Source organism: Rufibacter radiotolerans (genome assembly GCF_001078055.1).
GTDB classification, from domain to species: domain Bacteria; phylum Bacteroidota; class Bacteroidia; order Cytophagales; family Hymenobacteraceae; genus Nibribacter; species Nibribacter radiotolerans.
The window spans coordinates 1,723,916-1,736,931 of the sequence record NZ_CP010777.1 but is presented as its reverse complement, the minus strand read 5'-3'; the positions used below and the strand labels follow the sequence as shown (position 1 = coordinate 1,736,931).

Sequence of the window (13,016 nt, the reverse complement as noted above, 5' to 3'; positions counted from 1 at the left end):
AAGTATGCATAGCACCGCGGAAGAAAACTACATCAAGGCCATCTACAAACTGTCTGGTGGCGGAACCGACGCGGTGAGCACCACGGGGCTTTCTGAGGCTTTGGCTACCAAGCCGGCCTCTGTAAGCGATATGTTGCGCAAACTGAGCACCAAGGATCTGGTGCATTACGTGAAATACCACGGAGTGCAGCTCACCCCCGAGGGCCAGGAAGTAGCTCTGAAGATCATCCGGAAACACCGCCTTTGGGAGGTGTTTCTGGTTCAGAAGCTCCATTTCACTTGGGACGAAGTGCATGACGTGGCCGAGCAGATGGAACACGTGAAATCTGAGCTCCTGATTCAGCGCCTGGACGAATTCCTGGGCCACCCGCGCATTGACCCGCACGGCGATCCTATTCCCTCTGAAGACGGCAAGTTGCGTGAGGTGGAACAACGGCCCTTGTCTGCCTTGCAGATAGACCAGAAAGGCATAGTCTCCCGGGTGAAAGACGCCCAGCCGGCCTTCCTGCAGTACCTCAACCGGGTGGGCATCCAGATTGGTACGCACCTGCAAGTAACAGACAAGATAGCCTATGATAACTCCCTGGAGATAAGCATAGATAAGACCAAGTCTGTCATTCTTTCTTTAGAAGTGCTGGAGAAGATTTTCGTCATTAACCCCTGAGTTGCGTTTTCGCGCTGATTCTATGAAACTAGCCTTAAAACGCGTTCCCCATCTGATTGTCCTAGCACTGGTGTTACTTTTGGCCGGTTGTACTTCCAAAGAGACCAACGGCTTTAAAGCGCACCAGCAAGGCAAGAAATACATTGTCACCACCACCAGTATTCTGCGTGATGCCGTGGCCAACATTGTGGGAAAAGCTGCCGTAGTAGATGCCCTCATGGGTGCCGGCGTAGACCCCCACTTATACAAGGCTGCCCTAGGCGATCTGCAGACCCTGCGCGAGGCCGATGTGATCATCTACAACGGGCTGCACCTAGAAGGCAAGATGGGCGAAGTGTTGGAAAAACTGGCCCGGCAGAAAACCGTCTGGTCGGCCGCCGAGGGCCTCCCCGAGGACCGCCTCCGCCGTACCCCTGAGTTCCAGGACAGCCACGACCCGCACATCTGGTTTGACGTGCAACTCTGGCGCCAGGTCACCGAGCACCTCTCCCAGAAACTGCAAAAACTAGACCCCGCCAATGCCCCAGTCTACCAGCAGAACACCCAAAGGTACCTGGCCCAACTGGACAGCCTGCACCAATGGACCAAAAGCGAGATGGCTTCTATCCCCGCCCAGCAACGCATCTTGATCACGGCTCATGACGCCTTCGGGTATTTTGGGAGGGCTTACGGCATTGAAGTGAAAGGCTTGCAGGGCATTTCAACGGTCTCTGAATTTGGTCTGCAGGATGTTAGCTCCCTGGTGAATTTTATAGTAGACCGCCAAGTAAAGGCCATTTTCGTGGAGAGCTCCGTTTCCCAGAAAGCCATTCAGGCCGTATTGGAAGGTTGTCGACAGAAAGGGCATGACGTAAAACTGGGCGGTACGCTGTATTCAGATGCGCTGGGCGCCCAAGAAGGCTCAGCCGGAACCTACGTGGGAATGGTGCAGGCCAACGTGCAGAAGATTGCCAAAGCACTCAAGTAATTGAGGGATTGAATGATTGATGAATGAGTGATTGAATTTCGTTTTAGGGTCCTATTCCAGAAAATAGGCTTAAAACGCAAAATCTTAAGAAGGAAGGTTTCAGACAATGATACATCATCCTATCAAATGTCGTGCTACCTGATACTTGCTACCTGATACTTGCTACCTGATACTAGTAACCAATGATACAACACGTAAATGATCCGGTGCTGGAGGTGCATGACCTCACGGTAAGTTACCAGCGGAAGCCGGTGCTTTGGGATATTGACCTGACCCTTCCCGCCCAGGCGTTGGTAGGCATTATCGGACCCAACGGGGCCGGGAAGTCTACGCTCATTAAGGCCATCATGGGCCTGCTCCCACTCAACAGCGGGTACGTGCAGTTGTATGGAAAATCATTGGACGAGGTGCGCAAGCGGGTAAGCTATGTACCGCAGCGCGAATCGGTGGACTGGGACTTTCCGGCATCGGCCCTGGACGTGGCCATGATGGGTACCTACGGACAGTTAGGGCTTTTTAAAAGGCCCGGCGCCAAACAGCGACAACAGGCTATGGAGGCGCTTGAGAAAGTGGGTATGCAAGATTTCGCCAACCGGCAGATTTCCCAACTGTCTGGGGGGCAGCAGCAGCGGGTTTTTCTATCACGGGCCCTGGCCCAGGATGCCGACCTATACCTCATGGATGAACCCTTCGCCGGGGTAGACATCGCCACCGAAACCGCCATTATTGAACTGCTCCGCCAGATGCGCGAAGACGGCAAAACCGTGGTGGTGGTGCACCATGACCTGCAAAGTGCCCAGGATTACTTTGATTGGGTGATCCTCCTCAACATGCGCCTGGTGGCCTCGGGCCCGACTAACGTAACGCTTACCCAGGAACTACTGGAGAAAACCTACGGAGGCCGGTTAACCGAGCTAAGCCGCGTGAGCGAACTGCTCCATAAGAAGAACTTTCCCATCAGAGAAACCAAACCGGTCCGCAAATGAACACCCTCTGGGAATTCCTGAGCATGCAAGATGCCAACGTGCGGTTTGTCACGTTTGGGTCCATCCTGCTGGCGGCCAGTTCGGCAGTGGTAGGTTGCTTTACCGTGCTTAGAAAGCGGGCCTTGGTGGGCGATGCCGTGGCCCATGCCGTGTTGCCCGGTGTGTGCCTGGCCTTCATGCTCACCGGTGAGAAGAACCCGATCGTTTTGTTGATCGGTTCCTTTATTACGGGTTGGCTATCCTTGGTGGCTATTGACGTAATTACCACCAAAAGCCGCATCAAGGAGGACACCGCCATTGGTCTGGTATTGTCCGTATTCTTCGGGATTGGGGTGTTGTTTCTTACCTCCATCCAGCATTCAGGCAACGAGAACCAAAGCGGGCTGGATAAATTCCTGTTCGGCAGCGCCGCCGCCCTGGTGGGCCAGGATCTGTACACCTTCGGGGCCGTGGCCGTGATGCTGCTGTTGAGCGTGATTCTGCTCTACAAGGAATTCAAGCTGATTTCTTTTGATCTGGCCTATGCCCGCACCATTGGGCTGCCGGTCCGCCGTCTGGAACTTTTGCTTACCACTCTTACCGTGTTGGCGGTGGTGGTGGGCATTCAATCAGTGGGCGTGGTCTTGATGTCTGCGATGCTAATCACCCCCGCCGCCGCTGCCCGCTTCTGGACCGACCGTCTGGGCATCATGATAGTCATTGCCGCCACCATGAGCGCGTTCTGCGGTGCCGCAGGCGCCTTTGTTTCCTTCACCGCCCCGGCCATGCCCACGGGTCCCTGGATTGTGATGATCTTGTCATTCCTGGCGATCTTTTCCTTTATCATGGCACCTAAAAAAGGCCTGTTGGCCAGATACTTATTACAGCGCCGCATACGGCGGCAGATGATGCGCGAGAACATTCTCAAGACCTTGTTTTTGTTGAGCGAAAACACCGGCGATTACCAGCACAGCTATTCCCGGCAGCAGATCATGGACCGGCGCAAGTTGCCGCTTCTCAAGATGCAGGACGGCCTCAGGACCCTTACCAACCAAGGCTTGGTCTTAAAGAGCCCCGCTGGCTGGGCCTTGACGGAGTCCGGGAAAAAAGAGGCCCAACGGGTAGTGCGCCTGCATCGCTTGTGGGAGCTTTATCTCACCGAGTACCTGCAGGTGGCCTCAGACCATGTGCACGAAGACGCCGAATCCATTGAACACGTGCTCACCCCTGAACTGGAAAAACGTCTGGAAGAATTACTGGACTACCCTACCGCCGATCCTCATCAAACTACTATCCCTAAAAGCACATGAACCTGGACGCATTCTGGATTATCCTGACCGGCTCCCTGGTCGCTATCTGCTGCAGCCTTTTGGGCTGTTTCCTGATCCTTAGGCGAATGGCCATGGTGGGTGACGCCATATCTCATGCAGTGTTGCCGGGTATTGTGCTGGCCTTCCTGTTCAGCGGTACCCGCGAAGTCTGGACCATGCTCCTGGGCGCTGCCGCCTTGGGCGTGGCCTGTACCTTTCTCATTGAGTTCCTCCATAAAAAAGCCCGCGTCCAGGCCGATGCCTCCATTGGCGTTACCTTTACCTGGCTCTTCGCCCTGGGCATTATATTGATCTCGGTGTACGCCGGCAAAGTAGACCTGGACCAGGACTGCGTGCTCTACGGTGAGATCGCTTATGTTCCCCTGGACATCTGGCTCACTGAAACCGGACAGAACCTAGGCCCCAGAACCGTCTGGATGATGGGTGGTGTGATGTTGGTGATTCTGGCCTTTGTCACGGTCTTTTTTCGGCAGTTGTACCTCACCTCCTTTGACCCGGCGTTCGCGGTGGCCATTGGCATTTCCACCTCGGTGTGGTATTACCTGCTCATGAGTGCCGTATCCTTAACCACGGTGGCAGCCTTTGAATCGGTGGGCGCCATTCTGGTAGTCGCCTTTTTGGTGGGCCCACCCGCAACGGCCTATCTCTTAACCGATGACTTAAAGCGCATGCTGTTTATTTCGGCGGGCTTAGGCGTGGTGGCTTCCGCGGTAGGGTTTTACCTGGCCTTGTATCTGAATGGGTCGGTGGCAGGGGCTATTTCCGTGATTATTGGCTTGGAATTTTTATTGGCGTTTGTGTTTTCGCCCAGCCATGGGTTGGTTTCCAGGAGGAGAAAGGTTTCTGAGTTGGTAGAAGTGTGATTTACTCTGCCAGTGCTGTTGTTGGCTTTCTAATGGAATAGCAACTTAAATAGCTTAACTGTAGGTCTTATCAGCCCTTCTCTAAAGCTTAATGCTCTTCCTGATTTGCAATCCGGAAGTTAGGAAAGGGGGATTTGTAATCCCCGGTGGTGGAGATTCTTTTCTTGGTTCTTGGCAAATTAAAAATTCGCTTTACCCTCGTTATTGATTACTAATCCCAAGCAGCACAACTGGTTTCTGTTTTGAGGCCCTTTTCTAAAAAATAGCTTCAAAACGCAATACCGCTCACTAAACTCTGACTCTTCGCTGGTGGATCGCGCAAACGAGAGTTGGAGGCAAAGAGCATAGTTCTGCAGAGGGGTGTTTACACAGGAGAAGGATCTTGGAGAAGGCATTGGTATAAACACTCGCAGGAGCTACGCACACTACGAGATCTTTGGAGAAACAGTCTTGGGCCTACTCCACTACCAATACCGCGCTGTATTCTGCCGAAGCCAAAAACTAATAGTTCTACGCCCCTTTTAAATCCTGAAAAATAATACTTCCTACAGGCCTGCCGTTTTAAGCCTGTTTTCCGAAAAATGGCCTTAAAACAGAATCTTAAGACAAATCAAGACCCAACCTCCTTATTACAAGGCTTAACCTTATTCATTGATTATCAGTATCTTTGCAAAACAAGTTATTTCGTTTATCCAAGAATGCACCTCCTACTTCTTTTTAACTTCCTCTTCTTTTTCTCTGGCTCTGCTGCTCCAGGAGAAGTCATTAAGGCCAAAACTTCCACAGCGCCAACCGCTGAAAAGTTACAATGGCTTACCCTTCCCCAAGCCCTTGAAAAAACAAAGGCCCACCCCAAGAAGATCCTGATTGATATCTATACCGATTGGTGTGGCTACTGCAAACGCATGGACAAGCAAGTGTACCAGCACCCAGAGATAGTGGCCAAATTGAACAAAGACTATTACGTGGTGAAACTCAATGCTGAGCTTCGGGACCCTGTTACTATTGATGGCAAGACCTATAAATATCTGCAGAAATACCGGGCCCACGAACTGGCGCTTTCCCTGCTGAACGGCGAGATGAGCTACCCTTCCACGGTGTTCCTAAATGAGAAGCAGCAGATCATGGAACGGGTACCCGGCTTTATACCTCCCAAAGACTTTCTGCGCGCTTTGGCGTATCTTTCGGAAAAATAGCCCCTAAACGGCTTTTGCATACCAGGAATATTACTGTCTTGATACCTTCACTACTCGCTAAAGATACTATTGTTGCCCTAGCCACCGCTGCCGGGCACGGCGCCATTGCCATCATCCGCTTGTCGGGCCCCGAGGCCATTTCTATTGTGCAGGAGGTGTTCAAAGGAAAGAACCTGCAGAAACAACCCTCGCATACCCTACATTTTGGCACTATAAGGGATGAGGATAAGATATTAGACGAGGTGGTGGTGTCTTTGTTCAAGGCGCCCGCGTCTTACACTAAAGAAGACGTGGTAGAGGTTTCGTGCCACGGCTCCCCCTATATCACCGAGCAGCTCCTGAAACTTTTTCTGCGCAAAGGCGCCCGGCTAGCGGAACCCGGTGAATTCACCAAGCGCGCCTTCTTGAACGGCCAGTTTGATTTGGCCCAGGCCGAGGCCGTGGCTGACCTCATTGCCTCTGACTCGGCGCTTACCCACCAGGTGGCCATGAAGCAGATGCGGGGCGGTTTCTCCGCCGAGATCAAGGCGCTGCGGGCCCAATTGATCCACTTTGCATCCATGATTGAATTGGAGCTGGATTTCAGTGAGGAAGACGTGGAGTTCGCCGACCGTAGTGCCTTACGGAGGTTGATAGCACAATTACAAAAGCTTATCTCTGACCTATTGCAGTCCTTTGAGATGGGAAACGTGCTCAAGAATGGTGTACCCACTGTGATTGCAGGTAAACCCAATGCCGGAAAATCTACCCTGCTCAACGCCCTTCTGAACGAGGAAAAAGCCATTGTCTCAGACATTCCCGGCACAACCCGAGACGTGATTGAAGACGAGGCCATGATGGGCGGCCTGAGGTTCCGGTTTATAGACACCGCCGGCTTGCGTGACACCCAAGATACCGTGGAGGCCATCGGCGTTGCCCGCACCAAAGAACAACTGAAGAAAGCTGCCTTGGTACTGTATCTCTTTGACGTTACTACCTCTACTCCTGAAGAGTTGGAGGCGGAAATTGCCGCTCTTCATGTCGGAAACATTCCGGTCTTGTTCTTAGGTAACAAAAAGGACCTGGCTACGCCGGAACAACTGGCCCGGTTTACTTCCCTTGAAAACCTAGTGCTACTATCAGCTAGCACCAAAGTCGGTTTAGAGGAACTAAAGCAAACACTGCTTGACCAGGTACATGCCAACGAGGCCATTACCGGCGACCGCACCATCGTGACCAACCTCCGGCATTTCCAGGGCCTCCAGAAAACCGCTGATGCCCTGCAGGAAGTACTTCAAGGCTTGGACAGCGGGTTAACAGGCGACTGGCTGGCCGCCGATATCAGAAGGGCGCTGTTTTATTTAGGGGAAATTACGGGTGAGATCACTACGGATGATTTGTTGGATAATATTTTTACCAAGTTTTGCATCGGGAAGTAATTTTCTTATACAACCTTCAGGAATATACTTTATACATAAGAAAGCCCCTATGACCATTAGTCATAGGGGCTTTCTTATGTATACAAATCGCGACTTGCCTTTAAATGCTTTCCAGAATTAATCATTTTCAAGCCAGGCATACGCAGGGGTGGCTTCCGTAAAACTTTCAAATTCTATGGGTATTTCTCTATCCTGAAAAACTTTTGTGACCACCAGCTCCCTCGCGAAACTTGGGGACACGAGCCGGGCAACTCTTTTTATGCGGGTGGAAGCCAGTCCTTTGACAAAGTCAGAAATTATGGGTTTGAATACCTCCTCCTCTACGTCCACCCTCGTTTCACGGGCATCAATCAAAAGTTTCTTTATATCATAATTCCGCACGTGCTCCACAATAACACCAAATGATCTGGCAACTTCTGGAAGCAATATAGTATCTACGGGCGGCATCATTACCGAGAGGATATCTGTATTCGTTTCGTAATCCAGCTTTAAAAACCCGTTATCATAAATTACCATGTTACCATATCATTTTGAGTAGAAAATATTTTCAAGTAAGTGCTAAATCATAAGCATCTTTACTTACGGTTTTCCTAGGGTAAGGACCAAATTTCACCTGAAGGGATTGGTTACACTTATTGGAAAGGGCTACAATCACTATTTTTTTTTGCCTGTTTTCAAATCATCGCATCCAATCCCAAAGGAAAACCACTCCCATTTCTAGGCGGTAAGGGGTACAATATCATTGATCAAAAACTATTTGAATCATATTCTAGTTTTGTTCTTATTCCTATCATTAGATGCTGCTGAAATGACAAGGATTGTGAAACTGACTTCGTTTACTTATCCATCCTTCTCTTTGTTAAAACCATTATCCTCTTTTCTGGAACAAGTACTGCTGGAAATATCCCGTAGGTTCAAAGAAATTGCAACACTCATTCTATACTCTAGTATTTAGACTAAAATAAGATTATTAATTTATAATTCATTATTCTCTTAAAAATCCAAATTTTAAATATCTTTGACAATACTAAATAGTTATAGTCAATTTAATTTTATCTCTTTATGAAAAAAACTTTTACCCTCTTCCTCACAGGAGCAATCCTCTCTCTTACCTCCTGCAAAAATGAATTATGCTATGATTGTTATAAGGCTTCTAACCAATCTAAATTTTGCTTACCTCGCAAAGACGCCAAAGACAAACGTGATAATTTGAAAAGCCAAGGCTATACCTGCAATGAATTTTCTCAATAAACCTTTTTCTATTCTAAGTTAAACTTGTCAATAAAATCCTACTCTTAATAAGAAGAAACTACTTGTATTCTATTCTAGAAGCACCACTGGTGTTTCCAGTATAGAACAACAATGGAAGGGTCCGCTTACCAATAAAGTACTGAAAATGGATAGGTTAAGAATGCAAGCTTACCAAAAGGGATAGGAAAGTTGTTACAAAAACTCCTAAGCATAGAACGACACAATTAATTTGGCAATTTAGGATTATCCACTAAGCTTTACCCGCCAGCAAAACCTTACTTACTGTCTTTCCAGTTGAAATAGTTTAATAGCTACATGCTTCTCCTCTAATCCAAACGCAAGCCCAATATCTTGGGGACAAACTGCAAGGCTTGAAGTTCATGCAACAATTGGTGCACCATCTCCACCTGCTCATAGAGGTAAATGAGGCAAAAGCCCATAGGAAATTTATTGAGAATGGGCAGCTTTAACCGATCTATCTTGGCCTTTGCAGAAATTTCAGATAAGCCCCGGCTAGTTTGGAGGCGTAGACCACCTTTAAATGTGGTCATTAAAAAGTTACAAAACATGTAACATTTTAATGCAATGAGAGTGAAAATATTCGCGTAGACACATATTAACAAGGATTATAGGGATGACTACAAAACCTAAAAATTTGCCGGTAACTGGAAATCACCACAACCACTTTCTACAAACAGCCCAAGCGCAACTGAGGACTGGAAATTAAATAGCTCAAGCGTATGAAGGACCTGGAAGAATAGCCCCCCCAAATCCAGGTTTACTGAGTTCTCGCTTGTGCACCCCGCTTTAAAGGATTCAATAGAAAATTGGACCTGACAAAAGAAAAGCGTTGGTTGATTTTAAAATAGAAGAGCAATTTTAGTTAATGTAGGCTAAACTTCAGGCGGACGGTTTCTGGCAGTGTTTCCAAAGAATCCGGAGAATGGGCCATGAATGAAATCTCAAACGCATTCAATGGGCCTGTAGCCAATTAAAAATAAACATCAGAAGAAGATTTAGAACGAGATTGTCTACGCGCCAAGCAGGTCTTTTCCCGGATTGAGGCTATTAAGATTTTTTATTGGCAGAATATAGGAGGGACAACCTATAGGCCGGTAGAAAGTTCAAGCTCTTAAATATTGTGGATGGTTTTAGTAAGAAAGTTCATACCTTGGAGGCTAACCTTTTTATACCAGCTAGACGGCTTTTTTTAAGTGCTAGGGTCCCAAAAGAAGGTAAGGTGGCTGCCTGAGAGGATTCGTATTGACACCAGAATGAAGTTTAACCCCCATTATCTCAATGGCTTATCAGGTAGACCAATGGAATGCCGGTATTCAGTCAACTTTAATCAAATTAAGAACGCCCACATCGTGTGCTAAAAAGGAAGCAAAAGGCGATATTTACTCAGAACGCTTGACGGAGTAGGACAGAAATCTAAAGAGAGCCTGGAGGTTTTCAACCATGATAACCCCAACCAGGCAATAAATTTAAAATTTGAATAGATTTTAGCTTCGGTATACAACATTACAATGGCAAAACTTCCGTGAAAGCTTACAAAACCAGTAGATCAAACACACCAAGATTTATAAAATAGCATTTGCAAACCTGATGGCCTGCGAGTGAAATTATTTTTTTAAAACTTTTTTTGCCCACAACTGTATATGGTTAAGGTAATATAAGGCAAGAACTCCATTTAAGGTATTTTAAGGCAAAGTACTATATCATGTAGATGGTAAAAAACACTTAAGAATATGCTCATATTTTAGCAAAAGATTTTAAGCAACTGTAAATATTATTTACAATTTTAATAGCTTGCCCATTTCTTTAATTGGGTTTAAAATCTATTTATCATTAGGCAATGCATACTATCTACAATTAATGTGTAAAAAGTATTTGAGTTAGATATCAAGTATTACGTAATATTGTTTTTGTATTGTTTTCCTGTATTTAACTTTTGGTTTTAAAAATCTATAATAACTCATAAAATGAAAAAAGGAAGTTTACTATTATTAACTGCTGTTACATTAGGTAGTTTTTTCACACATGTAGCATCGGCTCAAAGTTCTGACTCTGATGATAAATTAAAACTTGGAATTAAAGCAGGTCTGAATGTGGCATACATTAATGACGATGATAGAGTACCATCTGAATATATTTCCTCCCGAATGGGATTCCACGTTGGAGTATTAGCACATTATCATTTAAGTGATAAGTGGGCTCTCCAACCAGAATTAATTTATTCTAAAGAGGGAGCTGAATATGACTGGCCGGGTAATTCTAGTATTGGACGTTATCAAGGCAAAACTGATTTAAATCTTTTAAAGTTTCCAATATTAGCACAATACATGTTTGGCCCAAGTTTTAGGATACAAACGGGGCCACAAGTTGGTTTAATTGTAAACGCTAACTTCGAAGACAAAAATAATGATGAAGTTAGAAAACTAGATATCCAAAGAGTTGATATAGCATGGGCCTTTGGACTAGGATATCTTCATAATTCTGGATTTGGTTTAGATGGTCGCTTCAATTGGGGACTAACAAATATTTATCCATCAGGCACTTACCCAGGACAAGGCGCTTATATGCGCACTTGGCAATTTGGGGTTTTCTACCAATTTAAATAATAATTTTTTTTGTTTTTAGTGCATGGGACTCCATAAATTGGAGTCCCATTTTTTTTATCATAACTTATAATTAGCAAATAGGCGCCAAATTCTTTATCTAAACCCTCCCTCGCATTTCATATTATTAATTCCCTTTTTTATTTCCAATAAATCTTCTTGAGCATTCTTTCTTACTCGTTTTAGATTTATTTATTTATTTCGGTAATTATACTATAGGTGCAATACAATTAGGTAGTAACCATTTTTTTATAAATTCTGTTCTGGCAAATATATCAGAGTTTTCTTAACCTGGAGGGCAAATTAGAATTAAGAAAATACCTATCTCGCTAACAAACTAAAACTTGATATTATCTCGATTTAGTTTCAATCTAATTAATGGAAATAATTAATACTTTTTTCTAAGTTTTTTTCTACCCAACTCTTCATTCTTCATGGATGTATCGCCTTTCGCTTTTTTTGTTGCAGCTTTAAGGCGCTTTTCATTTTCCTTTCTTTCCTTGAATTCCTTCTGGCGCTGCTTCTTTTGCTGGTCTTCAGATCTGGTGCCCATATAGTTATGCCTACTTTATTATTTAATAGATAGTTAATATACTTTTCCTGGCTTTAATTTAAGGCTTCTTTGTAGAAAAATTTATCCAATATTGTTCCCTCCTTTAAGAACGAAAAGAGTTCCTATTAAACCCTTACCACCACCTTACCTATCGTCTTCCCCTGCTGGAAAAGCTTTATAGCGGCGGGCATTTCCTCAAATGCAAATACATGACCAATATGCTGCGGGGGTAACTGCAGAGCCTCTAGTTCATGCAGCAACTGGTGCATCATGTCTACCTGTTCATAGAGGTAAATGAGGTTGAAACCCATGAGGGACTTGTTGAGGGTGGGCAATTTAAGTGGGTCTATCTTTGGGCGCTTCAGGAATTTCCAGAAAAGTCGGGGATAATTGGGCCGGGAGCCGTGGCTAGCGAAACTGGCATTGCCGTAGACTACCATGCGGCCCATGGGCGCTAAGGCTTCCCAACCCTGCGCCAGAATCTCCCCGCCAATACATTCCATAATCAGAAGCAACGGCCGGGCTCCCAGTGCATCCTTTAGTTTCTGAGGAAAATGCCCGTCCCGAAGGATCACCTGATCATACTCCTCATGCCGCTGCAGAAAATCTATCTTAGAAGGCCGGCCCACTGTCCCGATGGTGTAGGCCCCGTATTTCTGGCAAATACGGTTAGCTAAAAGGCCCACGCCCCCGGCGGCACTATGGATGAGTACCGCCATGTCTTTTTTCAGGTTGCCCAGCTGGGTTAAGGCATAATATGCTGTGAGACCTTGTACCAAAAAGCCCGCCCCTTCCTCAAAGCTCCTCTCAGGGGGCAGTGCCACTACATACCGCTGGTCAAGGTTGAGGTGCGAAACGTAGCCGCCAAATCGGGTTACGCCCATTACCCGGTCGCCTGCTTTCCAGTTATCCACGGCTTCACCCACATTAAGAATAACGCCTGAGAACTCCAGTCCTGGAATAAAGGAGCCTTCCGGGGTGGCACTGTAGAGTCCTTGCATGGCGAAGACATCGGCAAAATTAAGGCCTATGGCTTCCACCTGCACACATACCTCATGGGCCGCGGGCGGACCTAGCGCTTCCGTTTGCAGCATTAAGTTCTTGATAGAACCTGCCATGGGCATGCGGTACACCTGGCGTTGAAGCATACTGTTAAATGATTTTTGGTAAATAACCTATAAATGGGT

The 13,016-nt window shown here is 46.5% G+C and carries 12 protein-coding genes; 8 read left to right on the top strand and 4 right to left on the bottom strand.

Annotated elements, in window-relative coordinates:
• The first annotated feature begins 4 nt into the window (after positions 1–4).
• The 7 genes from TH63_RS07225 (at position 5) to mnmE (ending at position 7,404) form a co-directional block, all read left to right on the top strand.
• Positions 5–664: a metal-dependent transcriptional regulator gene (locus tag TH63_RS07225; protein ID WP_048920359.1), complete on the top strand. Its 660-nt coding sequence runs from the start codon at positions 5–7 to the stop codon at positions 662–664.
• 22 nt (positions 665–686) lie between these two features.
• On the top strand, positions 687–1,631 hold the full coding sequence (locus tag TH63_RS07220) for a metal ABC transporter solute-binding protein, Zn/Mn family (RefSeq protein WP_048920358.1): 945 nt from the start codon (positions 687–689) through the stop codon (positions 1,629–1,631).
• 182 nt (positions 1,632–1,813) lie between these two features.
• On the top strand, positions 1,814–2,617 hold the full coding sequence (locus TH63_RS07215) for a metal ABC transporter ATP-binding protein (RefSeq protein WP_048920357.1): 804 nt from the start codon (positions 1,814–1,816) through the stop codon (positions 2,615–2,617).
• A complete protein-coding gene (locus tag TH63_RS07210; protein WP_048920356.1) occupies positions 2,614–3,906 on the top strand; it encodes a metal ABC transporter permease in 1,293 nt (430 codons plus the stop codon). The genes TH63_RS07215 and TH63_RS07210 overlap by 4 nt, the downstream gene beginning before the upstream one ends.
• Complete coding sequence (locus TH63_RS07205; protein ID WP_076606431.1) at positions 3,903–4,790, top strand: metal ABC transporter permease; 888 nt, start codon at positions 3,903–3,905, stop codon at positions 4,788–4,790. The genes TH63_RS07210 and TH63_RS07205 overlap by 4 nt, the downstream gene beginning before the upstream one ends.
• Before the next feature lie 698 nt (positions 4,791–5,488).
• A complete protein-coding gene (locus tag TH63_RS07200; protein ID WP_076606430.1) occupies positions 5,489–5,986 on the top strand; it encodes a thioredoxin family protein in 498 nt (165 codons plus the stop codon).
• Between the two features lie 38 nt (positions 5,987–6,024).
• Positions 6,025–7,404 carry a tRNA uridine-5-carboxymethylaminomethyl(34) synthesis GTPase MnmE gene (mnmE, locus tag TH63_RS07195; RefSeq protein WP_048920355.1) on the top strand — a complete coding sequence of 460 codons (1,380 nt, stop codon included), beginning with the start codon at positions 6,025–6,027 and terminating at the stop codon, positions 7,402–7,404.
• A gap of 117 nt (positions 7,405–7,521) precedes the next feature.
• On the opposite strand, the gene TH63_RS07190 is transcribed toward mnmE, so the two are convergent.
• Together TH63_RS07190 and TH63_RS07185 are read right to left on the bottom strand one after the other, a co-directional pair.
• Positions 7,522–7,920 carry a hypothetical protein gene (locus TH63_RS07190; RefSeq protein WP_048920354.1) on the bottom strand — a complete coding sequence of 133 codons (399 nt, stop codon included), beginning with the start codon at positions 7,918–7,920 and terminating at the stop codon, positions 7,522–7,524.
• Positions 7,921–8,981: 1,061 nt separating this feature from the next.
• Positions 8,982–9,206 carry a hypothetical protein gene (locus TH63_RS07185; protein ID WP_048920353.1) on the bottom strand — a complete coding sequence of 75 codons (225 nt, stop codon included), beginning with the start codon at positions 9,204–9,206 and terminating at the stop codon, positions 8,982–8,984.
• A gap of 1,434 nt (positions 9,207–10,640) precedes the next feature.
• On the opposite strand from TH63_RS07185, the gene TH63_RS07180 reads away from it, so the two are divergent.
• Positions 10,641–11,279, top strand: coding sequence for a porin family protein (locus TH63_RS07180; protein WP_048920352.1), 639 nt, complete (start codon positions 10,641–10,643; stop codon positions 11,277–11,279).
• Positions 11,280–11,664: 385 nt separating this feature from the next.
• On the opposite strand, the gene TH63_RS20290 is transcribed toward TH63_RS07180, so the two are convergent.
• Together TH63_RS20290 and TH63_RS07175 are read right to left on the bottom strand one after the other, a co-directional pair.
• Positions 11,665–11,829 carry a hypothetical protein gene (locus tag TH63_RS20290; RefSeq protein WP_156180465.1) on the bottom strand — a complete coding sequence of 55 codons (165 nt, stop codon included), beginning with the start codon at positions 11,827–11,829 and terminating at the stop codon, positions 11,665–11,667.
• A gap of 125 nt (positions 11,830–11,954) precedes the next feature.
• Positions 11,955–12,977 carry an alcohol dehydrogenase catalytic domain-containing protein gene (locus tag TH63_RS07175; protein ID WP_048920351.1) on the bottom strand — a complete coding sequence of 341 codons (1,023 nt, stop codon included), beginning with the start codon at positions 12,975–12,977 and terminating at the stop codon, positions 11,955–11,957.
• Between the last annotated feature and the right edge of the window lie 39 nt (positions 12,978–13,016).